Here is a 26198-nt window from a genome sequence, read left to right as displayed (position 1 = left end):
CCATCCTATTGCCCGAACGCCGGTCCGCCATCGCGCAGATAGCCCTCTTCCTCTGGCGTGGAACGCCGTCCAAGCAGCCGGTTACGGTGTGGAAACCGCCCGAACCGGGCCACGATGTCCCGATGACTCACGGCGGATTGATGGAAACTGCGCAGGACGTCCTTCAGGCGACCGTCGGCCAGGGCCACCAACTGCTCATACAAGGCCACACCCCGCTCCTGGTGCGTCAATTTTTCCGAATGCTGGAGCGGCATGAAGAAAAAGGCCCGCTGGATCAGTGGCAGGGTCACATCATGTCCGCGCTCCAGGCCCGCCAGGCAGTTCTTGAGGGCCAGTGGATCGGCGTCAAACGCCATCGCGCGTCCGCGATGAATGTTGCGGGGGAACTGGTCAAGCAAGAGCAGTTCCGCCAGGGCCCCGCCCGGCTCGTCACGCCAGGACTCGAGGCCATTTTCCGACGCCACCAGCACCAGGCTGAAAAACCGGCGGCGGATCTCCCAGTCGAAGGATCGGGAGGCCTGGAACCAGCGCTGACGAAGCTCCGTTGCGGGAACGCCGTCGCCATCCAGTTCGCCAAACCAGAAATACAGGACTTCCTCCCAGGAAAACATCAGCGGCGTCCCCATTCGATTCGGTGCCCACTGCTCCAATCGGCCATAATGTACGTAGTCCTCCGGTAACTTACGTTGTAACTCACGTTTTAACCCTGTTGATACGAGGAGATAGTATCAAAATGTCCGACCATCGCGTTCTCCTGCTGGCACATGGCAGTAGTGATCCCAAGTGGTGTGCCACTTTCGAGAAACTGGCCGCCCCCAGCCTGTCGTCCATTCCGGACGCCGCCATCGCCTACATGGAGTTGAGCCAGCCATCACTGGACGACGAGGTCCGGCGCGCCGCCGACGATGGCGTCAAATCCATAACCGTCCTGCCCCTGTTCCTGGCCGCCGGCCGACATCTCCGCAAGGATGTACCCGCCATGCTGGAACGGCTCTCGACAGAGCACGGTATCGCCATTGAGCTGTCCGCCCCGGTTGGCGAACATCCTTTGCTGGGCGATGCCATACGGCATATCGTAGAGGAAAGCCTGACTCAATAATCACTGGGGGCGCCGCATGATTCAACACATTCTGGTCACCGGCGGTACCGGGTTCATCGGCCAGCGTTTGTGTCCGGAGCTGCTGGAGCGGGGCTATCGTCTGACCATCCTTAGCCGCCGCGATGATGCTGAAGTCCGGGCCCGTTGCGGGCGCGTAAACAGCATCCAGTCAACCGAGGCGGTTCTTGACCTCGACGACATCCACGCCGTGATCAACCTGGCCGGCGAAGGCATCGCCGAGGGCCGCTGGACCGAAGCCCGCAAACGGGCGCTCAGGGACAGCCGCATCGCCCTCACCCATGCCCTGATTGATGCCCTGGAACAGCGGACACAGCGGCCGGACATCTTTGTTTCCGGCTCAGCCGTGGGCTATTACGGCAGTCACGGCGGTGAGGCCGTCACCGAGGACGCACCGCCGCGGGACGAGTTCACCCACCAACTATGCGCCGACTGGGAAGCCGCTGCCCGCCGCGCCGAGGCCTGGGGTGCCCGGGTCTGCCTGTCGCGCACCGGCGTCGTCCTGGATCGTGACGGTGGCGCCATGGCCCGGCTGCTCCTGCCCTTCCGGCTTGGTCTCGGAGGGCGCCTGGGAGACGGCCAGCAATACATGCCGTGGATTCATCGCGAAGACGTGGTGCAGGCCCTCATCTGGATGCTGGAGTCGTCGGACGCATCCGGCCCCTACAACGTGGTGAGCCCCCATCCGGTCACCAACAAGGCCTTCACCCGCGCTATGGGCAAAGCCCTGCACCGGCCCACGCTGTTCACGGTGCCCGCGTTCGCCCTGCGCGCCGCCATGGGTGAACAGGCGGTGCTGTTACTCGAGGGTCAGCGCGCCCTCCCCGCGAGACTGCAGCAAACCCAGTTCGAGTTCCGATACCCGGAGCTGGAAGACGCGCTGCACCAGATTGTCTGAGCGATTCGATCTGTATCCGGCGCACCGCGATGCTCGGGACGCTGGTTGCCGTGGATTGGATACAGATCGACAGAGGCGCATGCCCGGTCAATCCAGGCTGACGCTACGCCTGAAACCCGAAAAGCAGATTTTTTTATAAAAGGGTTTGACAGCGTCCAGCGCCTTACCTAATATACGCGCCACCTCGACGAGGCAAGCTTTTGAAGCCGATGCGTCCCCTTCGTCTAGTGGCCTAGGACTCCGCCCTTTCACGGCGGCAACAGGGGTTCGAACCCCCTAGGGGACGCCACTTCTTTCCTTCCTTATTGCTTCGTATTTTCTTTTGCTCCATGAGTTTCAACCGATACAGATCCAGCCGATCTGACACGTTGCGGACCATTATAGTTTGGGCAACAGACGATCCGGTGAAATGAATTCCAGCCCCTGAGCTTCCGCCACGCCTTCACAGGTCAGCTTGCCCTGGGCCACATTCAATCCCGCCAGGAAGCCTGGATCGCCATCGAGCGCACTGCGCACCCCGTAATCCGCCAGCCGCAACACATACGGCAAGGTCGCGTTGGTCAACGCCAGAGTGGACGTGCGCGCCACGGCCCCCGGCATGTTGGCGACGCAATAGTGAACGATGCCGTCGACGACGTAGGTGGGGTCATCGTGAGTGGTGGGGCGCGACGTTTCGGCACAGCCGCCCTGGTCAATCGCCACATCCACCAGGGCCGCCCCCTCCGGCATGACCTGCAACAGATCCCGGGTAATCAGTCGGGGCGCCGAAGAGCCGGGAATCAACACCGCCCCCACGACCAGATCGGCATCGGCCAGAACCGATTCGATGGCGTCACGGGTCGAATAAAGCGTGGTGACCTGCCCCCGGTACAACTGGTCCAGTTCCCGCAACACCGGCACGGAGCGATCCATGACGGTCACGTGGGCACCCAGCCCAACCGCCAGTTGTGCCGCGTTTCGTCCCACCACGCCGCCACCGATGATCACGACATTGCCCGAATGCACCCCGGGAACACCGGACAGCAGCACTCCGCGACCACCGTTCACTTTCTCCAGCGCCTGGGCTCCCGCCTGGATGGCCAGACGCCCGGCGACCTCGGACATGGGCGCCAGTAAAGGCAACTGCCCGTGGGCATCGGTCACGGTTTCATAAGCAATACAGGTAGCGCCGGATGCCAGCAGGTCGCGGGTCTGCTCCGGGTCCGGAGCCAGGTGCAGGAAGGTGAACAGCACATGATGCGGCGCCAGCTTGCGACGCTCTTCCGCCAGCGGCTCCTTGACCTTGACCAGCAACTGCGCCGCCTTGAACACTGCGTCGGCATCATCGGCTATACGCGCTCCAGCCCGTTCGTAAAGCTCATCGGTAAACCCTGAGCCTTCTCCGGCACCACGCTGGACAACGACCGTATGGCCGTGCTCGGTCAGCTCGCGAGTGCCGGCCGGCGTTAGCCCGACGCGGTATTCGTGGTTCTTGATCTCCCGGAGCACTCCCACAGTGGTCATGACACCCTCCTCAAACCTCGTCAACAGTCTGCCTGCCGGCCTCCGGAACGGGGTCGGCGCCGTTTCGTCACTGAAGTATAGGAAAGGATGGAGGAGCTATCGTCATCAACTCACCGGTCAAAAGCCGGCGGGCAACTCTTAATTTTTGCAAAATCACCGGCTTATTCAGCGTACCGACAGGGCATGGGCGCAGATGTGCTGCTATAGTGGCTAAAGGGCTGATTGCTCGTTGTTTTTCTGTCGAACTTTTAGCCAACTGATGCCAGCCCCCGCCAGCCGCCCGGCCCAAAACGCCTGGCCAGAAGGCTTCGGGACATTCGGTTTACCTGAGACCATGAACTCGACAGCATGCCCAAATTGTCGACGCGACTAAGCCAGTTCAAAGCCAGTTCGCCCCTCTCCTTCCGGCTACTGGCCTATATCCTGTTGTTCAGTTCCCTGTTTACCCTGGTTGCGTCGGCCATTCAGGTCTACACCGACTATCGCAAGGATGTGTCCCTGGTAGACGAGCGCATGGCGGTGATCGAAACCAGCTACGCCAGCAGCCTGTCACGCAGCCTCTGGGCACTGGACCAGAAACTGCTGCAGGTGCAGATGGAAGGTATCCTCAGCCTGCCGGACATCGTGCACCTCAGGCTCAAGATCTACCCGGACTCCGAAGTGGTGATGGGTGAAATACCCCGGGAAACCTCCACCATGACCCGCTCTTTCGTCCTCAACCATGAAGGCGACGAGGTCTACAAACTGGGCAAACTGACCATTACCGCCAGCCTGGCGGACATCTACCAGGACCTGCGACGCAAGGTGCTGGTGATTCTCACCACCCAGTTCTTCAAGACGTTCCTCATCTCCGTGCTGATCATCTGGATCTTCCAGTTTTTCGTCACCCGTCACCTGTCCACCATGGCCAACTACACCCGAGGCTTCTCCCTGCGTAACCTGCAGCAGCCGTTGCAACTGGACCGGCCCGACACCGACATGAATCGCCGCGACGAGCTGGCTCAGGTGGTGGACGCCTTCAACCAGATGCGGGAACGGCTCAACGAGGACATCCAGCGCCAGGAGGAGGATGCTTCGGAGATCCGCAAACTGTCGCTGGCCATCGAGCAGAGTCCGTCGTCGGTGCTGATCTGCGACCGTCACTGGCACATCGAGTTCGCCAACCACAAATTCTCTCAGCTCACCGGGTTCAGCCTGGAAGAGATTCGCGGCAAGCATCCCGGGATGTTCACCAGCGACACCTTCTCCCAGCGCGAGAATCAGCAGCTGTGGCAGAACATCCGTTTGCAGGTGCAGCGCGTGGGCGTCTGGCAGGGTGAAATCAATAGTGCCCGACGCAGCGGCGAGCGCTTCTGGGAGCAGGTGATCGTCACGCCCATCAAGGACGACGATGGCAATCCCAGTCATTTCCTGATCCTCGGCGAAGACATCAGCATCCGCAAACGCTATGAACAGCAGCTGCTGCGCCAGGCCAACTACGACATACTCACCGGCCTGCCCAACCGCATGCTGGCACTGGACCGCCTCAAGCTCGCCCTGGCCCAGGCCCGCCGGGAAGAAACCCTGGTCGGCGTGATGTTCCTCGATCTGGACAACTTCAAGCACATCAACGACACCATGGGGCACGAAGCCGGCGACAACCTGCTTATTGAAGCCTCCCGGCGCATTTCCAGCTGTCTGCGCGGCACCAGCACCGTAGCCCGGTTGGGCGGCGACGAGTTCCTGGTGATCCTGCCCGGCCTACGCGATCCGGAGGCGACCGAGCAGGTGGGCGACCGAATCCTGCAAACGTTCGCGCCGCCCTTCCATCTGAATGGCCAGGAAGTTTTTGTCAGCACCAGCATCGGCATCGCCATCTACCCCACCGACTCGGACAACAGCGGCAACCTGCTGCAGCACGCCGACGCCGCCATGTACCAGGCCAAGAGCAAGGGCAAGAGCGCGTACGAGCGTTTCGCTCCGGAGATGAAAGAAGTCTCCCACGAGCGCCTGCAAATCGAATCACGATTGCGCCGTGCCCTGGAGCTGGACGAGTTCGACCTGCACTACCAGCCGATCGTGCGCGCGGCCACTGGCGAGCTGATCGGTGCCGAGGCGCTGATCCGCTGGAACAGCCCCACCATGGGGCTGATGATGCCGGACAAGTTCATCCCGCTGGCCGAGGAAACCGGGCTGATCATCCCCATCGGGGAATGGGTAGTCCGGCAGGCCTGCGCCGCCGCACGGCAATGGCAGGAAAGTACCGGCCTCAAGCTGAGCATCGCGGTCAATGTTTCACCCCGACAGTTCCGCGATCCGTCTTTCATCGACGCCATCCAGCGCGCCCTGACGGAGCAGGAACTGGATCCCGCCTGCCTGGAACTGGAGATCACCGAACGGCTGATTCTGGATAACACCATCGAGACGGCCGACATATTGCGCCGGCTGGACGGGATGGGCGTGCGCCTGTCCGTGGACGACTTCGGCACCGGCTACTCGGCCCTGAGCTACCTCAAGTCGTACCCGTTCGACACCCTGAAGGTGGACAAGTCATTCATCCGGGATGTGATGGTCGAACCGGGCGACGCCGCCCTGGTGCGCGCCATCATCCACATGGCCCACAGCCTGGATCTGGAGGTGATCGCCGAAGGAGTGGAAGAAAAGGCCCAGAGCGAGTTCCTGCAAGCCCAGAACTGCGACTACGCCCAGGGCTATTTCTATAGCCGGCCGGCCTCAGGCGAGGCGTTCGTCGAATGGGTTCGCAAGCACCACCCGGCCAAGGGCGCCTGAATACGGGCACCCCGGCGGGCATCGGCGAATGCCTGAGAAAAGTTCGAAGCCCCCGATGGACAGGAGCGCCTAGAAACGAGCGCAGAAAGACTAACGCGCTTTCTTGCGCTTGTCCTTCTGCTTGGTCTTGCGCACGTGCTGCATCATCCGACGCTTCTTGGCTTGTTGACGCGGGGTCAGCTTGTTGACGCGCCCGGCATAGGGGTTTTCGCTGGAACGGAACTCGAAGCGGATGGGAGAGCCTTTAACGTCCAGCACACGGCGGAACGTATTCTCCAGGAAGCGTTTGTAGGCTCCTGGCAAGGAGGCGGTCTGGTTGCCGTGAACCACGATCAGCGGCGGGTTGGAACCACCCTGGTGCGCATAACGCAACTTGATGCGCCGGCCGTTGACCAGCGGGGGCTGATGCTGGGTCAACGCGTCCTCGAGGATAGCCGTCAGACGGTTGGTCGGCCACTTGGCCATGGCGGATTCATAGCAGTCGGCAATGGAGTCGTACATCACGCCCACGCCCGAGCCATGCAACGCCGAGATGTAATGCTTGTCGGCGTAGTCCAGGAAATCAAGCCGACGAGCGACCTGCTCCTTCACGCGGCCACGCTGCTCGCCATCCATGCCATCCCACTTGTTGACGGCAATCACCAGCGACCGCCCGGCGTCCAGCACAAAACCGATCAGGTGCAGGTCCTGGTCCACCAGCCCTTCCCGGGCGTCGATCACCAGGATCACCACATGCGAATCCTCGATTGCTTTGAGGGTCTTGATAATCGAGAATTTTTCGACCGCTTCGCGCACACTCTTGCGGCGCCGGACACCGGCGGTGTCGATCAGGGTGTATTCATGCCCCTGGCGCTCGTACGGGATGTACACGCTGTCGCGTGTAGTACCGGGCATATCGTAGACCACCACACGGTCTTCGCCGAGCATGCGGTTGACCAGCGTGGATTTACCCACGTTCGGCCGGCCCACGATACCGATGCGAATCCCCGGGTATTTCTCGGCAACGTCTTCCTCGACCTCCGGCACCTCAACCAGCAGGTCTTCCAGCATTGAGCGAATGCCGCGGTTGTGGGAGGCCGCCGTCAGGAACACGGATTCGAAACCAAGCTGGTAGAAATCGGCGGCGGCCACATCAGGATCCTGGCCATCGGTCTTGTTGACCACGAGATGGGCCTGCTTTCCGGACCGGCGCAGTTGGCGGGCGATCAGCTCGTCGCCACTGGTCAGACCAGAGCGGCCGTCCACCATGAACAGGACGATATCCGCCTCTTCCACCGCCTGCAGCGACTGGCGCGCCATTTCGGCGTCGATGCCTTCCTCGTCTCCGGTGAGACCGCCGGTGTCGATGACGATGAAGCGACGCCCCTCGTAATTGCCCTCCCCGTATTTCCGGTCCCGGGTCAGGCCAGCGAAGTCAGCGACCAGGGCGTCCCGGGAGCGGGTCATCTGGTTGAACAGGGTCGATTTGCCAACGTTGGGGCGTCCAACCAGGGCGATTACAGGAATCATAGCGTCGTCGTCATTCAGAAGTCGTGAACCGGGCGCGCCGATTCGACGCGCCGGTATGGATTAGTCGGATTCCTGCAGCCGGTAGGCCGCCAGTTCACCGCTGTTGCCGTAAATATAGATCAGATCACCGTTGCGGATCATGGGCACCCGCAGGCCGGCGTCGTCAACCTGGCGCTGCCCCTGCAGGGACCCGTCCAGTTGTGAGAGCACGTGCACGTAGCCTTCGTAGTCGCCGGTCAACAGGTAACCGTCCACCGGCAGCAGGCCGGTCGTCTGACGCCACTCAAGCTGATCCTGCTTCCACAGCTCCTTACGGTTGAACACGCTGAACGCGGTGATCACCCCGTCGGAGCCGGAAATGTAGATGTTGCCGTAATCCAGGGTCGGCGACTGGAAACTGCTGGCCTGGTGCTTCCAGATCTCTTGCCCGCTGCGCATATCCACGGCCGCCACGCTGCCCTGATAGCCGGTGACATAGGCCACCCCATCACGCACCACCGGGGTACCGTCGACATCCACCAGGCGCTCCAGCTCAGTACGACCACTGGGCTCGCCCACCGAGTACTGCCACAGCGGCTGGCCTGATTCGGACAGCACCGCCACCACTTCACCGCTGGCAAAAGCCAGCAGGGTCACCTCGTCACCCACGCGGGGCGTGGCGTTGCCGCGGAAACTCAGGACCGGAATGGAACCGTCGTACTGCCAGAGTTTTTCGCCATCGGAGGTGCTGAATCCCACCGCCTTACCGTCGATGGTCTGAACCACCACCACCGAACCATTGGACTGCGGCGGCGCCAGAATCTCACTGGGCAGGTCGACAGACCAGACTTCACCGCCCTGCTCTTCCCGGGACAGGGCCAGTAGCTGACCGTCACGGGTGCCCAGGTACAACTGGTTGGCGTCCGCCCCGACACCGGCCAGGATGGACCGATCCAGCTCGGTGTCCCAGTTGTAGTCGCCGTTCTCCGGGTTCAGCGAGGCCAACTCGCCGTCCGCCGAGACAGCGAACAGCTCGCCGTAGGACAGCGCCGGCTGCAGGAAAAGCAACTGTTCGTCGGCGCCGTCGCCAATGCTGGTGTCCCAGACTTCATCAAGCCACACCGTGCTCTCGATTTCAGGCAACGGCTTGGGCTGCTCAAAATTGTCGTTGGAACTGCATCCGGCAAGCAGTGCGGCCATGGCACCAGCCAATGCCCCGTGACGGATGACTCGCGCACCCAGGGGCATCAAGCATCCTCCCCAATGGCCAGATCGGACATCTTAAGGCGCAGCAGCGGGTTGGCCTGACCTTCAGACGCCTTGCTCGCCGCCAGGTAAGCCTTGCGCGCGCCTTCGAGATCCCCCTGCGACCGCAGGATGTCACCTTCCAGCTCTGCATACAGGGCACTGAAGGCACCGGGGGAAGCCACGCCATTCAGGGTGTCCAGCGCCGCATCGCCATCGCCGGCCGCAAACTGGGCCTGGGCCAGACGATGTTCAATCATCACTTTGAGCGGACCTTCCTCGGTGTGGTCCCGGGCCCAGGTGAGGGATTCCGTCGCCGCCTCAGGATCACCCTTCTCGTCGAACTGGTGCGACGCCAGGATAAGCGTGCCATACACCGCATAGGCGCTGTCTGAGAATTCGTCCTGCAGCTCCTGTGCGACAAATGTGATGGTCTTCTCCCGCTCGTCGTTCGCGGGCTGGTTCACGGCGCTGAGCAACTGTTGGTACTGCGAACCGGCCTGACTGCGCTGGTCAGCCTGGTGCTGCTGCCACGCCTGCCAGCCAAAGACGATGGCCAGTGCGGCGCCAATGCCAATCAGCAGGGAGCTGCCGTTCTTTTTCCACCAGCCCTTGATGGCTTCGACTTGTTCTTCTTCGCTACGCAATTCCACCTTCTATGACTCCCGTAATCCAAAAACGTCGTGTATCCGGTTACTGCAGCAACGCAGCAAGTTCATCCGCGAGGCCGGACTGGGCAACCGTGCGCTGTTCTTCGTCGCTGCGCAAGGGCTTGAGACTGACCGCTTGCTCAGAAACTTCATTGTCGCCAATGATCAACGCATAACGGGCGCCGCTGCGATCCGCCTTCTTCATCTGGCTCTTGAAACTGCCGCCACCGCAATGCAGAACAATCACCCTGTCCGCCAGCGATTCACGCAGCGCTTCGGACACCTTGAGGGCCTCCGACTCGCCGGCCTCGCCCATGCCCATGACGTAGAGGTCCGCGTCACCGCTGACCGATTCAGGCACCAGCTCGAGGGTTTCCAGCATCAGCACCAGACGCTCGATTCCCATGGCGAATCCCACGGCCGGCGTGGGCTTGCCGCCCAGTTGCTCAACCAGCCCGTCATAGCGGCCGCCGGCGCAGACCGTGCCCTGAGCACCCAGGCTGTCGGTGACCCATTCGAATACCGTCTTGCCGTAGTAGTCCAGCCCCCGCACCAGACGGGAATTGACCGTGTATTCGATTCCCGCCAGTTCCAGGCGGCGTTTGAGACCGTCGAAATGCTCGATCGATTCAGCGTCGAGGAAATCCACCAGATCCGGCGCGCCCTGGAGAATGGCCTGGGTTTCCGGCACCTTGGAGTCGAGGATCCGCAGCGGGTTACTCTCCATCCGCCGGCGGCTGTCTTCGTCCAGCTGCTCGGTATACGCCGAGAGATAGTCCACCAGCGCCTGACGATAGGCTTTGCGGGCCTCGCTGGTGCCGATGGAGTTGATTTCCAGACGAACGTGGGGCGCCAGACCCAACACCTTCCAGAGGCGTGCGGTTAGAGTCAGCAGCTCGGCGTCGATATCCGGCCCGTTCATGCCAAAACATTCCACGCCGATCTGGTGGAACTGGCGATAGCGCCCCTTCTGCGGACGCTCATGGCGAAACATTGGGCCGGTGTACCAGAGCTTGCGGGTCTGGTTGAACAGCAGGCCGTGCTCCTCACCGGCGCGAACGCAACCGGCGGTCCCTTCCGGACGCAGAGTCAGACTGTCGCCATTGCGATCCTCAAAGGTGTACATCTCCTTTTCGACGATGTCGGTCACTTCGCCGATGGAGCGCTTGAACAGATCGGTCTGCTCCACGATGGGCATACGGATTTCGTGATACCCGTAGTTGCGCAGGACCTGCGCCACCGTACCTTCCAGATACTGCCAGACCGGCGACTGGTCCGGCAGGATGTCGTTCATGCCTCGAATTGCTTTAATCTTTGCCAAGGTGTCTTTCCAGTCTGAGCTTCTCAAAGTCGTGCGGCAGGGCCGGCCCGCAGGCCGGCATGAGGCGGGTGTTATGCCCCGCGCCGCACGGTATCAATCTTGGGCGCGGGCGATAATGGAGTCGTCCTGCTCCTTGCGGCGCTTCACCTGTTCCCGGATCAGGCGTTCCAGGTCATCCACCAGATTCTCGTTATCCAGCTTCTGGTTCGGGCTGCCGTCGAGATAAAGCAGGTTGCGCGGACTGCCGCCGGTCAGGCCCAGATCCGCTTCCTTGGCCTCACCGGGGCCGTTGACGATGCAACCGATGATGGCCACGTCCAGCGACGTGTTGACGTCATCAAGACGCTCTTCCAGCTCATTCATGGTCTGGATGACATCGAAGTTCTGCCGCGAGCAACTCGGGCAGGCCACGAAGTTGATCCCCCGGGCCCGCAACCGCAGGCTTTTGAGGATATCGAAACCAACTTTCACTTCCTGCACCGGATCCGCTGCCAGAGACACGCGGATGGTGTCGCCGATTCCGTCCATCAGCAGCATGCCCAGGCCGACGGATGATTTGACGGTACCGGAACGGAAACCACCCGCCTCGGTAATACCCAGGTGCAGCGGTTGTTCGATCTGGGTGGCAATCTGCCGATACGCCGCCACCGCCATAAACACATCCGAGGCCTTCAGGCTCACCTTGAAGTCCTGGAAGTCGTAGCGGTCCAGAATGTCGATGTGACGCATGGCCGATTCCACCAGCGCCTCGGGCGTCGGCTCGCCGTATTTGCGCTGGAGGCTTTTCTCCAGCGAACCCGCGTTCACGCCGATACGGATCGGGATATTGCGATCCTTGGCCGCATTGATGACCGCCGTTACCCGGTCCTCCCGACCGATGTTGCCGGGATTGATCCGCAGACAGTCGACGCCGTATTCGGCGACCTTCAAGGCGATCTTGTGATCAAAATGGATATCGGCTACCAGCGGCACCGACACGCGGGCGCGTATTTTGGCAAAAGCTTCCGCCGCATCCATGGACGGCACGGAAACCCGAACGATGTCGGCGCCGGCCTGCTGCAAGGCCTCGATCTGCCCAACAGTGGCATCGACGTCGCAGGTTTCGGTGTTGGTCATGCTTTGCACCGCAATCGGCGCATCGCCACCGACGGGCACAGAGCCCACGTGAATCTGGCGGGATTGACGTCTCTTGATGGGGGATTCGTGTTTCATAAGGTCCTGGATTCGTTTAACGGATCAGTTTCCAACGGTCAGCGCCACGCGGTTATTTGATGCCGGATAAACGGAAAGATCCACCGCTTCACCATTAAAACGCAACGTGGCGGCGTCCGCAGCCCCGAGGACAATCTGGAATGGCCCCCGGCCCTCATAACGCAGGCTCTCACCGGCACGTTTCAGGGACGCGACAACCGTGGTCCCTTCCGCATTCTTGATCGACACCCAGCAATCGCCGGTAAAGCTGGCCGTCAGCAAGTCCATATCCGGGGATGTCGGTGTAACCGGCGGGCTCTCCGGCGCCGGCGCACTCGCCTCGTCCGACGACGCTTCCGGTTCGGCCACCGGAGCCGCGGCGTCGGGCGCGACCGCCGCAGGCACGTCTTCGCTCATGTCACTGCCGTCACCGGACGGCGCCTGATCGGTGGCGGCCGGCTGTTCCATATCGTCCTGCGTGGTGGCCGATGTACTTTCCGGGTCGTTCCCGGCCGGCATGCCGGCGTCGTTTTCAGCAGCCTCCGGGCTGTCCGCAGCGCCACTTGCCGAGGCGTCCTCGACCGACTCGCCGAAGGCCGTGGCGTTGTCTGCCGAATCGTCTGCCGCCGCCTGGTCAACCACAGAACCATCCGCGTCGCCACCGATTTGCGATTCCCCTGTCGCCGCTTCGTTCACGTCTTCGGAAGGCGCGGGATCGGATGTATCGAGTGCACCGCTGATGCCGCCCGGGAACAGTTCCGTCTCCATCACGCGATAGCCGATTCCAGCCACCACGGCAATCAACAGGATGATCAACGTCCAGCGGGCAACACGACGTTTCTGCCGCTTCTTGCGTTCGATGGATTCCAGAGGGTTATCGCGGCGTGCCTGTTCCTCCTCCTCGCGCATCGGCATCAGCTCCAGATCGAGCTGATCAACCAGTTTGCGGGGGTCGAGACCAACCTGTTCGGCGTAGGCCCGCACATACCCTTTCAGGAACAACTCACTACCAATTTTCTCGTACTGCCCTTCTTCGATCGCCTGGATGATCGACGGGCGCAAATGCTGACTGTCCGCCACGTCAGTAATCGAAATCCCCTTCGATTCCCGGGCGCGGCGGAGCTGATTCCCGACCTCTCCGGTTACCGCCTCGGCAACCGGTATTTCCTGGGTATCATCATTAGTCATTCGAAATCAGTGCTCTGTACTGTTTAAGTTGTTCTGATTCTGGGTATTGGTTCCGCAGAAGTAAAGCGAGGCTCGCCTCGCGATGCGAGTCCCCGAAATAATGCGCCAGCCGCAGCCCCGTCAAGAGACTTTCCGGCGAGTGCTGGAGATTGGGGTTTCGATCCATCACCGTGGTCAGTTGGCGATAATAGATCGACGCCTGATTGTAATCATCGGCCTTGAGCAACAGGCTGGACAGGGCAAGCAGGTAATCCGGTTTGCCGCGACTGAGGTTGACGGCGCGCTTGTAACTCTTGGCCGCGGCCGGGTAATCCTGCTGCTGCTCCTGAGCGCGGCCCAGGTTATAGAAAATCGACGCGCGCTCGGTGTACTCAACATCCTGTGACGCGCGCTGGAACTGCTCCTCGGCTTCCTCGTAACGCCCCTGGTTGTAGAGGAAGGCGCCATAGAAAATGCGCCCGCGGGTGTAACTACTGTCACTGGACAGCGCCCGGCGAAACGCCTTTTCCGCCAACTCCGGCTCGCCTTCGGACTGGTACACCAGCCCCATCCCGGCCAGCGCACCCGGGCTGTCCGAGTCAATATCCAGCGCACGCTGCAACCGATCCCGTGCCCGATCGTAATGGCCCTGACCGATATAGGCGAGACCCAGCCGCACGTAACTTTCTTCAGCCTTCTGCTGGTCAGCGTCCTTGGCAAATGGACTGTTCGTAGTGGTGACGCAACCGGCGCTGGAGGCCAGCAACCCAACCATCAGAATGGCTCTGACGACTGCACTGGGAAAGGCGTTAAGTTTCACGCTTGGCAAATCCTTTTATTGAAAGGCGCGTCAGGGCGTCATCTGGTGAACGGGAATATACCTCTGGCTGCGGCGCGTTCGATCCTCGAACTGCCCCACCAATTGGCCACAGGCGGCGTCGATATCGTCGCCACGGGTCGTCCTGACCGTTGTCACATGCCCGGCCTCATTCAGGATCGACTGGAAGCGACGGGTGGCCATCGCCTTGGGCCGCTTGAAATCACTCTCCGGGAATGGGTTAAACGGGATCAGGTTAATCTTGCACGGCAACCCCTTGAGCAGCCTGGCCAACTCGTGGGCATGCTCAAGCTTGTCATTCACGCCCTGGATCACCGTGTACTCGATGGTCACCTTGCGCTTGTCCGGCAGGCGTGACAGATAGCGTCGAGTGGCGGCCAGCAGTTCGCTGATGGGGTATTTCTTGTTGATCGGAACCAACTGGTTGCGAAGTTCGTCGTTGGGGGCGTGCAGGGAAATCGCCAGGGACACGTCGGTCAGTTCGCCCAGGCGGTCGAGCGCGGGCACCACGCCCGACGTGCTCAGGGTCACCCGGCGCTTGGAGAGACCGTAGGCGTAGTCTTCCATCATCAGGTCCATGGCATCGACCACATTGTCGAAGTTGAGCAACGGCTCGCCCATCCCCATCATCACGACGTTGGTGATCGGGCGCTCCTCGTTGGGATTGAACGGCATAAACGAGCGCCGCGCCACCCAGACCTGGCCGATGATTTCCGCGGCCGTCAGGTTGCGGTTGAACCCGCGCTTGCCGGTGGAGCAGAAGGTGCAGTCCAGACTGCAACCGATCTGTGAGGAGACACACAGCGTCCCGCGCTGGCCATCCGGAATGAGGACGGTTTCAACACTGTTGCCGCTGTCCATGCGCATGATCCACTTGCGGGTGCCGTCCTTCGACGTCTCGTCAAACACGACTTCGGGCCCGCGGATCTCAGCGACAGCCTTAAGTTTTTCCCGTAACGCCTTGCTGACGTTCGTCATTTGGTCGAAGTCATCAACGCCACGCTGATGCATCCACTGGAGCAACTGGGTGGCGCGGAATTTCTTTTCGCCCAGAGACTCGAAAAAGGCCTCCAGTTTGGGCTTGGGCATGCCCAGAAGGTTGGTTTTTTCGGTCGGCGATGACATAACGATAACCTCGATCAAATAACCCGTCAGAACGGGCGGCCGGCCTGGCCGCCCGCCCCGAAGAGAATCAGCCGCGCGGGCAGATCTCGTTGTCGTTGAAGAAGTACGCGATCTCGCGCTCGGCCGATTCCGGAGAATCGGAACCGTGTACGGCGTTGGCGTCGATGGAGGACGCGAAATCCGCACGAATGGTGCCGGCGTCCGCTTCCTTCGGGTTGGTCGCGCCCATCAGGTCACGGTTCTTGGCGATAGCACCTTCACCTTCCAGCACCTGGACCACAACCGGGCCGGAGGTCATGAAAGCCACCAGGTCCGGGAAGAACGGACGCTCTTTGTGCTCCGCGTAGAAACCTTCCGCCTGCTCCTGGGTCAGGTGCATCATCTTGGCAGCAACGATGCTCAGACCGCCTTTCTCGAAGCGGGAGTAGATTTCGCCAATGACGTTCTTGGCCACTGCATCGGGTTTAACGATAGAGAGCGTACGCTCGATAGCCATGCTATATCTCCAATTGGTTAAGGGTAAAAAACTAGACGGCGATTATACGCAGGAAGCCAGCCACTGCCTACCTGACTCCGGAGCGCGAGCGCTGCAGGCCCCGCAGACGCTCCAGCACTGTCGCAATCTCTGACACGGCAAAAGCAATGTCCTCTTCGGTGCTGAAACGACCGAATGAAAAGCGTAGCGCACTGTGCGCAAGCTCGTCGCTGACGCCCAGAGCACGCAGCACGTAGGACGGCTCCAGGGATGCCGATGCGCAGGCGGAACCGGACGACACCGCCAGATCTCGCAACCCAAGCATCAGGGATTCGCCATCAACACCCTCAAAACTCAGATTGACAATGCCCGGCACACAGAGTTCCTGATCGCCGTTGAAATGCACACCCTCCAGCGCCAGCACTCCGACCAGGAACCGCTCCCGCAGCGCTGTCAGGCGCTCCCGCTCAGTGTTGAGCTCGTCATCGGCGAGCCGGAAGGCTTCCCCCATACCGACGATCTGGTGCGTCGCCAGGGTGCCGGAACGCATGCCCCGCTCATGGCCACCACCGTGGATCTGTGCCTCAACACGCACAGCGGGATCGCGACGGACGTACAGCGCGCCAATGCCTTTCGGGCCGTACACTTTGTGGCCGGACAAGGACATCAGGTCCAGCTTGACCTGCGACAGGTCAACCGGGAGCTTGCCCGCCGCCTGGGCCGCATCAACGTGAAACAGGACGCCACGCTTTCGCAGACGCTCACCAATCGCCGCCACATCGGTCATCACGCCGATCTCGTTGTTCACCCACATCAGACTGACCAGACAGGTGTCCTCTTCCAGCGCGTCATCAACCTGGTCCGGCGTAATGTGTCCGGCGGCATCCGGCTGCAGGTAGGTAACGCGCATCCCCTGGAATTCGAGCCAGGCGCAGGTGTCCAACACCGCTTTGTGCTCAATCGCGGATGTCACGATGTGGGCACCCGGGAAGCGGGCGGCAACGCCTTTCAGGGCCAGGTTATCGGCCTCGGTGGCGCCGGATGTCCAGACGATCTCGCGGGGATCACAACCAATCAGATCGGCCACCTGCCGCCGGGCACCTTCGACGGCGGCCTCTGCCTGCCAGCCGTAGCCATGGGAACGGGATGCCGGATTACCGAAAACCCCGTCGAGGGTCAGGTGTTCGGCCATGCGCTCGGCCACGCGCGGGTCAACCGGAGTCGTAGCCGCATAATCGAGGTAAACTGGTTTCTTCATAGCACTCTGGAACTGAATGAATCGATGCCCCTGACTCCGGGGCCGGGACAGGTTGAATCAGGCGGGATCGTTCTGGACCAGGCGCCGGGTATTGATGGCTTCCGCCTGACGCCGGTTCTGGCGATGGGCCACCACCTGGATTTCCCGCTTACGCATGAGATCGGCGAGGCTGATCTCACTGAGAAACGTATGAATCTGGTCACTCAGGTCCGACCAGAGATGGTGAGTCAGGCATTTTTCACCATTCTGACAGTCGCCCTTGTTGTGGCAGCGGGTCGTGTCCAGGGACTCGTTGACCGCATCAACCACGTCGGCGATGAACACAGCATCGTGGGGACGTCCAAGCTGATAGCCCCCGCCCGGACCACGCACGCTGACCACGAGCTTTTGACGGCGGAGCTTGGCAAACAACTGCTCAAGATAGGACAGGGATATATCCTGGCGCTGTGAAATATCCGCCAGCGACACAGGCCCGTCCTCGGCGTGGAGCGCCAGGTCGAGCATCGCCGTCACGGCGTAGCGGCCCTTCGTCGTCAGTCGCATGGATCACAGCCTCGAGAGATCGAACCAGTGGGTCTGTCGACTTGAGAGTATGAATTGACCGACTAAATCAGTCAAGTATTGCCCTCTCGCCCAAAAATCCAGGCAACGCCGACAGTTACCACCCCTGTCAGGACGATTCCTTATCGTCCCTTACGCAGTCGAAATCTTCCTCGTCGAGCGGCGGCAAAGCACCGTTACGGTACTCATGATCCACCCGCTGCAGCGCCTTGCACATGGTTTCGATACGCTCGTCCACCACGTGCATATGATCCAGCAGACTGCGCACGGCACGCGCCACGGGGTCGGGCATTTCCTCGGTGACACCGTAGGCGTCGAACCCCATTCGCTGCTCCATATCGCGGCGCTTGCTGGATTCGGCGTCCTTGTCACGCTTGACGATCACCCGGCCAGGAATACCCACCACGGTGGCATCCGCCGGTACCGCCTTGGTGACCACGGAATTGGACCCCACTTTGGCCCGGTCACCTACCTCGAACGGCCCCAGGATCTTGGCCCCCGCGCCGATCACCACACCATCGCCCAGCGTCGGGTGCCGCTTCCCCTTATTCCAGCTGGTTCCTCCCAGGGTAACGCCCTGGTAAAGCGTCACGTCGTCACCAATAACGGTGGTTTCGCCGATCACGACGCCCATGCCGTGGTCGATAAAGAAACGGCGACCGATCACCGCGCCCGGATGGATTTCAATCCCCGTCAGCCAGCGCGCCACGGTGGAAATGGTGCGCGCCAGCCACTTGAAGTCACGGCACCAGAGACTGTGAGCCAGGCGGTAAAACAGGAGGGCGTGCAGCCCCGGGTAATTGGTCAGTACCTCAAACGTGTTCCGCGCGGCGGGATCACGATGAAACACACTGCCGATATCTTCGCGCAAACGCTCAAACATAGCTCAGTCCTGCTCCTGCTCCGCTTCGGGACGGCTCTGGCCGCCCCCTGCACTCTTCTGCACGGCAGAGAGGATGCCGCGCAGAATATTGATCTCCATCTGATCCAGATGCGCCCGCTGGAACAGCCGTCGCAGCCGGGTCATCAACTGGCGCGGATTGTCCCGCCGATGGAAATCCACGTCCACGAGCACCTGCTCCAGGTGCCCGAAGAATCCCTCCACGTCCTGTACCGAGGCCAACGGGATATCCCAGCCCTCGTCGCCGGGCCGCAGCATCGGCTTGAGCAGCGCCTGCCCGTCGCCGGCTTCCAGCGCGCGAAGCTGATGCATCCGGACCTCGTAACAAATCACCTGCACCGCCATGGCCAGGTTCAGGGAGCTGTAATCCGGATTGGACGGTATGTGGATATGGTAGTGGCAACGCTGCAATTCTTCATTGCTCAGGCCATGATTCTCACGTCCGAACACCAGGGCCACATCCCCCTGCCCCGCATGCTCGGCCGCCCGGGCGGCGCTTTCCGACGGCGGGATCACCGGCCAGGGCACCTTGCGTCCGCGGGCGCTGGTCCCCATCACCAGCACACAATCCTCAATGGCCTGCTCCATGGTATCGACGACCACAGCCCGATCGAGGATATCGGATGCACCGGACGACCGGGCATAGGAAGCCTCGTCAGGAAAAGACGCCGGGTTCACCAGATACAGATTGGACAGCCCCATGTTCTTCATGGCCCGAGCCACCGCGCCGATATTGCCGGAGTGCGAGGTTTCAATCAGGACGATGCGGATGTGCGCTTGGGGGTCTGTCTGGGTCATGCGACTGTCTCGGGTCTTACCGTTGGCTTAAGGGCGCAATATGATAGCAGAAAGTCGCGGCAGTTGAGCTGCCCACCGGGGTAATTCCCTATGAGCACCCCGTCAAAAAACGTACAAGCTGAGTCAGTGATTTGCTATCATACGCGCCCTTTGAACAGCCAGTTGACAGAGAGCTCCATGCAACCAGCGATTAAAATGGCTCTGCGCATTGCGCGCCAGGGCTCCGAGTACCTCAAGGCCCACTTTGAACGCCAGGATCCTGCAGCCATCGACGACGGCGCCCGCCAGCAGCTGGCCCGCGCAGAAGCTTCTGTTTATGCCAATTTCGCCGAGCAACTGCAGAAAGCCTACAAGGATCACTACATTGCTCCGGCCGGCGACATCGAGGCCGGCGATGAGGCTCTGAGCTGGCACGTTTTCCCGCTGATCGGAAGCGAGAATTTCCTGCGTGGCATCCCCGAGTTTGCGCTGGCCCTGGTCCAGAAGAAAGCCAACCGGGCCGAGCACATGCTGTTGGTCAACCCGATCACGGGTGAGGAATACTCAGCCAGCCGTGGTCACGGCGCCGCTCTCAACAGCCGCCGCATCCGCATGAACGGCGCTCAGGGCATGCGCCGCGCCATCCTGGCGACCAACGTCCTCGACTTTACCCGCGAGACCGACGATCCGTTGATCTGGGGCGAACTCATCAGCACCCTGGCCCGTGAATCCTCACAGACCCGTACCTGCGGCTGCGGCGTACTGGATATCGCCCGCGCCAGTGCCGGCCACCTGGACGGCGTCGTCCTGTTCCGCCCCACCGCGGTGGAACAGTCCCTCGCACTGCTGCTGACCCACGAGTCTGGCGGCCTGTCCGGCGACTTTTCCGGCAACCCGGCCGGCGGGGACACCAGTCGTCAGCTGGCGATCGCCAACCCGAAACTGTTCAAGGAGCTGCTGAAAACGCTGCATCCGTTCCGCGGCCGACTGCCGCGCTGATCCTGCGCTTTCATCAGACATAAAAAAGGCCGCAATCGCGGCCTTTTTTTGTGCCCGGGGACCGGGCTGGAACAGCATCACCGGATTTACATCCGGTTCAGCCATTCGGGCGGTTCCTCGTCTTCCTGCTGATCGGCGGCGCCTTCCTTGGGCGGCACAACCAGATCTTCCCGGGTAACGCCCAGCAGCACCAACAGGTTCGCTGAGACGTAGATGGAGGAGTAGGTACCCACGACAATGCCGATGATCAACGCAACGGCAAAGTTATGGATCGCCTCACCACCGAGGAAGTACAGGGAGAGCAGGACGACCAGCGTCGTACCCGAGGTGTTGAGGGTCCGGCTCAGGGTCTCGGTGATCGAGTGGTTGACCACGTCTTCGGTACCACCGGTGCGCAGCTTGCGGAAATTCTCCCGGATACGGTCCGCCACGATGATCGTATCGTTCAGCGAGTAACCGATGACGGCCAGCAACGCGGCCAGCACGCTCAGATCGAACGTCCACTGAAACAGCGAGAAAATACCCAGCACGATCAGGACATCGTGTGCCAGCGGCAGAACCGAGGCAATTCCGAATTTGAGCTGAAAACGCATACCCACGTAGATCAGCACCACGAACAGGGCCAGCAGCAGCCCCAGGCCGCTGTCTTCCTTCAGCTCGTCACCCACCTGGGAACCAACGAACTCCGCCCGCACCAACTCAAGCTGGTCGCCATCGGCACGCAGCGCATTGATCATGTTCGCGGAGAGTTCGTCATCCAGATCCTGGCGCAGACGCACCAGCACCGACTTTTCGTCGCCGAAATTCTGGACAACGAACTCGGTGTAGCCGGCGTCATCCAGCGTCTGGCGTACCTCGTCCAGCGACGGCGCCTCCTCGTAGGCGAACTCAACCGAGGTGCCGCCGGTAAAGTCCAGACCCAGATTGAGTCCGTTCACCGCGAGGATGACAATCGAGAGGATCACTGCGGCCAGGGAGCCAACCGACGCAACGCGCCGCACTCCCATGAAGTTGATGGTTTTATCCGTCAGATTAGCCATTGGCAAGCTTCCCCCCGATCGCAAGCTTCTCGATTTTGCGACCGCCGTAAATCAGATTGATGATGCTGCGGCTGACCAGCAAGCCCGTGAACATGGAGGTCAGGATGCCGATGCACAGGGTTACCGCAAAGCCCTTGACGGGTCCGGAGCCCATGGCGAACAGGATGACCGCTACCAGCAAGGTGGTGATATTAGCGTCGAAGATGGACACGAACGCCCGGGAGAAACCGGCATTAATGGCACTCTGGGGTGGCGCGCCCTGCCTCAGCTCTTCCTTTATTCGCTCGAATATCAGGACGTTGGCATCCACGGCCATACCCACAGTCAGCACGATACCGGCGATACCCGGCAGCGTCAGCGTGGCCGACAGGATCGACATGCAAGCCACCAGCAACATGAGGTTGACGGTCAGCGCTACGTTAGCCACCAGACCGAAGAAGCGGTAGTACAGCAGCATGTAAAGCAGGACGATGGCGAAGCCGACGGTCACCGACATGACGCCGGCATCGATATTCTTCTGCCCCAGGCTCGGACCAATCGTCCGCTCCTGCACGAAGTACATCGGCGCCGCCAGGGAACCGGCCCGCAGCAGCAGGGCCAGCTCGCCCGCTTCAGCCACGGAATCGAGACCGGTGATGCGGAACGAGCTGCCGAGGGTGGACTGGATGGTCGCCAGGCTGATAATGCTGCGATCCACCTTGCGCTCTTCCACCTGCTTGATCTCGCCGTCGACGCGCTTGTCCACCGTCTCGGTCTTGTACTCGATGAACAGCACCGCCATGCGCCGCTTTATGGCGTCGCGGGTGGCACGGGTCATCCGGTCACCGCCGGTGCCGTCCATCGTGATATTGACCTGCGGCTGGCCATTCTGGTCGAAAGCCTGCTGGGCGTTAGCGACGTTTTCGCCGGTGACGATGATTTCGCGCTCAAGACGAGCGGTACGGTTCGGCTCATCCCGGAACGGATACACTTCGGCTGTCCCGGACGAGGCGTCCTGACGAGCTTCCAGCCGGAACTCGAGGTTGGCCGTGGCACCCAATACCCGCTTGGCCTGTGCCGTGTCCTGCACGCCCGGCAGCTCCACCACGATGCGGTCACGCCCCTGGCGCTGGACCAGTGGTTCAGCAACACCCAGCTCGTTGACCCGATTGCGGATCGTCGTGAGGTTCTGCTGTAGCGCGTAGTCCTCGATTTCGGTCACGGTCGCTTCCGACAGCTGCAGTGTCAGCAGCCTCTGGTCGTCGTCGCCGGACTCGCGATTCAGCAGGAACTCGTTGTACTGGCCGCGAATCAGGTCCAACGCCTCATCGCGGGCCGCATCGTCCCGGAACGACAGTTCAATGGTATTGCCGTCACCCACATCACCGCCGCGGTAGCGAATGCGCTCCTCGCGCAGCTGACGCTTGATCTCACTGGCATAGACTTCCAGGCGCTTCTGCAGGGCGCTGTCCATATCGACTTCCAGCAGGAAGTGGACACCGCCGCGCAGGTCCAGCCCCAGCTTCATTGGCCCGGCGCCAATGTTGCGCAGCCATTCCGGCGTGGTTGGGGCCATATTGAGCGCCGCCAGGTAATCCTGGCCCACGGCCTCCTGGATGACCGGGCGGGCACTCAGCTGGGCATCGGAGCTTTGCACGCGAATCAGCGCGTTGGGTGGGTTGAGCACCGCATCTTTGACCTGGACGCCGGCTTCGCCCAGCGCATCAACAGCCTCGTCCAGGGTCGCCTGATCGACCTGGGTGCTGCTTCGTGCACCGGTGATTTGAATCGCATAGTCATCGGGATAGAGGTTGGGCAGCGCGTAGATGAAACCAATCACCACCGCGACCAGAATCACGATATTTTTCCAGAGCGGGAATTTATTGAGCATGGAATGCCTTGTTCTGCTGGTCAGAACCAGCCCTGTACCGTCTTGAATACCTGACGCCGGCCAGGTTGGCCGGCGCCGTCTACAGATCCGCGCCAGGACGGCCGGACCTGATATGAGAAGGGGCACTCATCTCGTGCCCCTTCCGGAAGGATCAGATATCTTTCAGCGTGCCTTTGGGCAGCGCAGTCGCAACTGCGACCTTCTGGACCTTGACTTCGACGTTGTCCGCCACTTCGATCACGATGAAATCGTCAGTGACCTTGGTGATGCGGCCGGCCATACCGCCGGAGGTCACCACTTCGTCGCCCTTGTCCAAGCCGGCCATCAGCGCCTTGTGTTCCTTCGCACGCTTGGACTGGGGGCGCCAGATCAGGAGGTAGAAAATCAGGATGAAGCCGGCAAAGAAGATCACCTGACCGATGACGCCCATGCCACCCTGACCTGCCGCCGGCTGCTGAGCCATGGCGACCGCAGGCGATGCGGCCAGGCAGACAGTAAGCGCGTTACGCAAAGCTTTCATTCGAGTACTCCGTTTTTGATTTGAATCTTGTCTCCGCAAGGCGGTGCGCGTCAGCCTTCGGATTCACCAGCCAGGGCCGGCACAGGCTGCCCCCGACGCGCGTAGAACTGCTCGATAAAGTCCGACAATGTACCTGCTTCAATGGCCCCACGCAATCCAGCCATGAGGTTCTGGTAATAGCGCAGGTTGTGGATCGTATTGAGCTGCGATCCCAGCATCTCTCCACACCGATCCAGGTGGTGCAGATAACCGCGCGAGAAGTGCTGACAGGTGTAGCAGTCGCACTCGGAATCGAGCGGACCGGTATCGGTCCGATGCCGCGCGTTACGTATCTTGATCACCCCTTCGCTGGTGAACAGATGGCCGTTGCGGGCATTGCGCGTCGGCATGACGCAATCGAACATGTCGACACCACGACGCACCGCCTCGACGATGTCTTCCGGCTTGCCCACACCCATCAGGTAACGCGGTTTGTCTTCAGGCATCTTTGGCGGCAGGTGATCGAGGATTTTCATCATTTCCTCTTTGGGCTCGCCCACCGACAGCCCACCGATGGCGTAGCCATCGAACCCGATATTGACCAGGCCTGCCAGGGATTGTTCCCGCAGCCCTTCATACATGCCGCCCTGGACGATGCCGAACAGTGCCGACGGGCTGTCGCCATGGGCATCACGACTGCGTTGGGCCCAGCGCAGGGACATTTCCATGGACGCCTTCGCCTGCTTTTCAGTGGCGGGGTACGGGGTGCACTCGTCGAAGATCATCACGATATCGGAGCCCAGATCGCGCTGCACCTGCATCGAGATTTCCGGCGTCAGCTCCACCGGCGAGCCATCCACGGGCGAGCGGAACTTCACACCCTGCTCGGTGATCTTGCGCATTTCGCCCAGGCTGAACACCTGGAATCCGCCGGAGTCGGTCAGGATCGGGCCCTGCCATTGGGTGAAGTCGTGCAGGTCGCCGTGTTGCTTGATGATCTCCGTGCCGGGACGGAGCATCAGATGGAAGGTGTTGCCCAGAATAATCTGCGCGCCGATCCCTTCGATATCCCGCGGCAGCATGCCCTTGACCGTGCCGTAGGTGCCCACCGGCATGAAGGCCGGGGTCTGGACCTCGCCCCGTGGAAAGCTGAGGGTGCCCCGCCGCGCCCGACCGTCGCTGGCCAGGGTCTTGAAGGACATGAAGCACTCTTCTCTCATTGATCTGACTCCTGATGGGCCTGCTCCGCCTGCGCCGACGGCTGCTGGCCGGTCACAAACATGGCATCACCATAACTGAAGAAACGGTAGCGCTCGTCAACCGCCTGACGATAGGCGGACATCACCGACTCGTACCCGGCGAACGCACTGACCAGCATAATGAGGGTGGATTCCGGCAGGTGGAAGTTGGTAATCAGTGCATCGACGCACTGAAACCGGTAGCCGGGGTAGATAAAGATATCGGTATCACTCTGGAACGCCCGGAGCTCGCCATGACGGGAGGCCGACTCCAGAGAGCGCACCGAAGTGGTCCCCACGGCCACCACTCGCCCGCCTCGATGGCGGGTGCGCCGGATGGCATCGACCGTGGCCTGCGGCACATCCACCACTTCGCTGTGCATATGGTGTTCTTCCACCGAATCGACGCGCACCGGCTGGAAGGTGCCTGCGCCCACGTGCAGGGTCACGAACGCCTGCTCGACACCCTGCTCTGCCAACGCCGCCAGCATCGTCTCGTCGAAATGCAGTCCCGCCGTGGGCGCCGCTACCGCGCCCGCTTCCCGGGCATAGACGGTCTGGTAGCGCTCGCGATCGGCTTCTTCGTCGGGACGATCGACATACGGCGGCAACGGCATGTGCCCCACCGCTTCCAGCAGCGCCAGGACCGACTCGGCACCGCTATCAAGCTCAAGCTGGAACAGGGCGTCCTGCCGACCGACGACACGGAACGCACCGCCCTCGTCCACTAGGATCCGCTGGCCTGCCTTGGGCGATTTCGACGAGCGGATATGGGCCAGCAACTGTGTTTCGTCCAGCACCCGCTCCACCAGGATTTCCAGCTTGCCGCCGGTTTCCTTGTGGCCGAACAGTCGGGCGGGAATCACGCGGGTGTCGTTGAAGACCAGCAAATCGCCGGGTTTCAGCAGGCTCTGGATATCCCGGAACTGGCGATGGGTCACCGCGCCCGTGGAGCCATCGAGGTGCAACAGTCGACTGGCGGTACGCTCCTCAAGGGGATAGCGCGCAATCAGTTCGTCCGGAAGGTCAAAATGGAAATCGGAGACTTTCATCGAGGCTCAACCTGGTCTGGCAAGGGGACTCACCAACGGCTGGCATTCAGGTCCCGGCGGGTGCGTACGGTGACACACAGCTACAGAAAAACAGGAATTTGGTGCCGGGGGTGGGACTCGAACCCACACGCAGTTGCCTGCACGAGATTTTGAATCTCGCGTGTCTACCAGTTTCACCACCCCGGCGTCTGGAGAGTGTGGCGATTATACTGAGCG

At 61.3% G+C, this 26198-nt stretch carries 24 protein-coding genes and 2 tRNA genes; 5 read left to right on the top strand and 21 right to left on the bottom strand.

The genetic code is table 11. From position 1 onward, the window contains the following. Positions 1-5 precede the first annotated feature (5 nt). Entirely contained in the window at positions 6-611 is a 606-nt protein-coding gene (locus tag GQB00_RS01785) for a DUF924 family protein (RefSeq protein WP_165855017.1), read from the bottom strand. A gap of 122 nt (positions 612-733) precedes the next feature. Between GQB00_RS01785 and GQB00_RS01780 the strand changes: the two genes are divergently transcribed. The 3 genes from GQB00_RS01780 (at position 734) to GQB00_RS01770 (ending at position 2304) form a co-directional block, all read left to right on the top strand. Then, positions 734-1099, top strand: a complete 366-nt coding sequence (locus tag GQB00_RS01780; protein WP_165855016.1) for a sirohydrochlorin chelatase — start codon at positions 734-736, stop codon at positions 1097-1099. Between the two features lie 16 nt (positions 1100-1115). After that, positions 1116-2015, top strand: a complete 900-nt coding sequence (locus tag GQB00_RS01775; RefSeq protein ID WP_165855015.1) for a TIGR01777 family oxidoreductase — start codon at positions 1116-1118, stop codon at positions 2013-2015. 213 nt (positions 2016-2228) lie between these two features. Further along, a tRNA-Glu gene (locus GQB00_RS01770) sits at positions 2229-2304 on the top strand. A gap of 89 nt (positions 2305-2393) precedes the next feature. Here the strand turns inward: GQB00_RS01770 and ald are convergent. Further along, positions 2394-3518 carry an alanine dehydrogenase gene (gene ald / locus GQB00_RS01765; RefSeq protein WP_165855014.1) on the bottom strand — a complete coding sequence of 375 codons (1125 nt, stop codon included), beginning with the start codon at positions 3516-3518 and terminating at the stop codon, positions 2394-2396. A 348-nt stretch (positions 3519-3866) separates the two neighbouring features. Here ald and GQB00_RS01760 point away from each other — a divergent pair, with 348 nt between their 5' ends. Continuing rightward, positions 3867-6287 carry an EAL domain-containing protein gene (locus GQB00_RS01760; protein WP_165855013.1) on the top strand — a complete coding sequence of 807 codons (2421 nt, stop codon included), beginning with the start codon at positions 3867-3869 and terminating at the stop codon, positions 6285-6287. A 90-nt stretch (positions 6288-6377) separates the two neighbouring features. On the opposite strand, the gene der is transcribed toward GQB00_RS01760, so the two are convergent. The 13 genes from der to trmJ form a co-directional block, all read right to left on the bottom strand. After that, positions 6378-7796 (bottom strand): ribosome biogenesis GTPase Der, encoded by a 1419-nt coding sequence (gene der, locus GQB00_RS01755; protein ID WP_165855012.1) that lies wholly within the window; start codon positions 7794-7796, stop codon positions 6378-6380. A gap of 60 nt (positions 7797-7856) precedes the next feature. Continuing rightward, positions 7857-9023, bottom strand: a complete 1167-nt coding sequence (gene bamB / locus GQB00_RS01750; RefSeq protein WP_165855011.1) for an outer membrane protein assembly factor BamB — start codon at positions 9021-9023, stop codon at positions 7857-7859. Further along, on the bottom strand, positions 9023-9673 hold the full coding sequence (locus GQB00_RS01745) for a YfgM family protein (protein WP_111496405.1): 651 nt from the start codon (positions 9671-9673) through the stop codon (positions 9023-9025). Before GQB00_RS01745 ends, bamB begins: the two co-directional genes overlap by 1 nt. A 40-nt stretch (positions 9674-9713) precedes the next feature. Next, on the bottom strand, positions 9714-10964 hold the full coding sequence (gene hisS, locus GQB00_RS01740; RefSeq protein WP_416234149.1) for a histidine--tRNA ligase: 1251 nt from the start codon (positions 10962-10964) through the stop codon (positions 9714-9716). 120 nt (positions 10965-11084) lie between these two features. Then, a complete protein-coding gene (gene ispG / locus GQB00_RS01735; RefSeq protein WP_111496407.1) occupies positions 11085-12203 on the bottom strand; it encodes a flavodoxin-dependent (E)-4-hydroxy-3-methylbut-2-enyl-diphosphate synthase in 1119 nt (372 codons plus the stop codon). 24 nt (positions 12204-12227) lie between these two features. Beyond that, positions 12228-13370: a RodZ domain-containing protein gene (locus tag GQB00_RS01730; protein WP_165855009.1), complete on the bottom strand. Its 1143-nt coding sequence runs from the start codon at positions 13368-13370 to the stop codon at positions 12228-12230. Continuing rightward, a complete protein-coding gene (pilW, locus tag GQB00_RS01725; RefSeq protein WP_322873909.1) occupies positions 13363-14169 on the bottom strand; it encodes a type IV pilus biogenesis/stability protein PilW in 807 nt (268 codons plus the stop codon). The genes GQB00_RS01730 and pilW overlap by 8 nt, the downstream gene beginning before the upstream one ends. A gap of 30 nt (positions 14170-14199) precedes the next feature. Further along, the gene (rlmN, locus tag GQB00_RS01720) at positions 14200-15312 is read right to left on the bottom strand and encodes a 23S rRNA (adenine(2503)-C(2))-methyltransferase RlmN (protein ID WP_111496409.1); all 1113 of its coding nucleotides are present in this window, start codon (positions 15310-15312) and stop codon (positions 14200-14202) included. A 67-nt stretch (positions 15313-15379) separates the two neighbouring features. Then, positions 15380-15808, bottom strand: a complete 429-nt coding sequence (gene ndk, locus GQB00_RS01715; protein WP_111496410.1) for a nucleoside-diphosphate kinase — start codon at positions 15806-15808, stop codon at positions 15380-15382. A 67-nt stretch (positions 15809-15875) separates the two neighbouring features. Next, positions 15876-17045, bottom strand: coding sequence for an IscS subfamily cysteine desulfurase (locus GQB00_RS01710; RefSeq protein WP_165855008.1), 1170 nt, complete (start codon positions 17043-17045; stop codon positions 15876-15878). A gap of 57 nt (positions 17046-17102) precedes the next feature. Beyond that, complete coding sequence (gene iscR, locus GQB00_RS01705) at positions 17103-17588, bottom strand: Fe-S cluster assembly transcriptional regulator IscR (RefSeq protein ID WP_111496412.1); 486 nt, start codon at positions 17586-17588, stop codon at positions 17103-17105. A 127-nt stretch (positions 17589-17715) separates the two neighbouring features. Continuing rightward, positions 17716-18489, bottom strand: coding sequence for a serine O-acetyltransferase (gene cysE, locus GQB00_RS01700; RefSeq protein ID WP_111496413.1), 774 nt, complete (start codon positions 18487-18489; stop codon positions 17716-17718). 3 nt (positions 18490-18492) lie between these two features. Further along, complete coding sequence (trmJ, locus tag GQB00_RS01695; protein WP_165855007.1) at positions 18493-19305, bottom strand: tRNA (cytosine(32)/uridine(32)-2'-O)-methyltransferase TrmJ; 813 nt, start codon at positions 19303-19305, stop codon at positions 18493-18495. A 177-nt stretch (positions 19306-19482) separates the two neighbouring features. On the opposite strand from trmJ, the gene GQB00_RS01690 reads away from it, so the two are divergent. Next, the gene (locus tag GQB00_RS01690; protein ID WP_111496415.1) at positions 19483-20283 is read left to right on the top strand and encodes an inositol monophosphatase family protein; all 801 of its coding nucleotides are present in this window, start codon (positions 19483-19485) and stop codon (positions 20281-20283) included. An 86-nt stretch (positions 20284-20369) separates the two neighbouring features. Here the strand turns inward: GQB00_RS01690 and secF are convergent, their stop codons facing one another. The 6 genes from secF to GQB00_RS01660 form a co-directional block, all read right to left on the bottom strand. Then, entirely contained in the window at positions 20370-21323 is a 954-nt protein-coding gene (secF, locus tag GQB00_RS01685) for a protein translocase subunit SecF (RefSeq protein ID WP_165855006.1), read from the bottom strand. Next, complete coding sequence (gene secD, locus GQB00_RS01680; protein WP_165855005.1) at positions 21316-23193, bottom strand: protein translocase subunit SecD; 1878 nt, start codon at positions 23191-23193, stop codon at positions 21316-21318. Before secD ends, secF begins: the two co-directional genes overlap by 8 nt. 151 nt (positions 23194-23344) lie before the next feature. Further along, positions 23345-23713 (bottom strand): preprotein translocase subunit YajC, encoded by a 369-nt coding sequence (gene yajC / locus GQB00_RS01675; protein WP_111496418.1) that lies wholly within the window; start codon positions 23711-23713, stop codon positions 23345-23347. Between the two features lie 50 nt (positions 23714-23763). Next, positions 23764-24894, bottom strand: coding sequence for a tRNA guanosine(34) transglycosylase Tgt (gene tgt, locus GQB00_RS01670; protein ID WP_165856489.1), 1131 nt, complete (start codon positions 24892-24894; stop codon positions 23764-23766). A gap of 14 nt (positions 24895-24908) precedes the next feature. Next, a complete protein-coding gene (queA, locus tag GQB00_RS01665) occupies positions 24909-25982 on the bottom strand; it encodes a tRNA preQ1(34) S-adenosylmethionine ribosyltransferase-isomerase QueA (RefSeq protein ID WP_165855004.1) in 1074 nt (357 codons plus the stop codon). A 99-nt stretch (positions 25983-26081) separates the two neighbouring features. Then, positions 26082-26168, bottom strand: a tRNA-Leu gene (locus GQB00_RS01660). Positions 26169-26198 lie beyond the last annotated feature (30 nt).

Origin of the sequence: Marinobacter sp. JSM 1782161 (assembly GCF_011421605.1) — a bacterium.
GTDB lineage: Bacteria > Pseudomonadota > Gammaproteobacteria > Pseudomonadales > Oleiphilaceae > Marinobacter_A > Marinobacter_A bohaiensis.
Note: the sequence above shows the minus strand (reverse complement) of the source record. Positions and strands in the feature narration are given on the sequence as shown.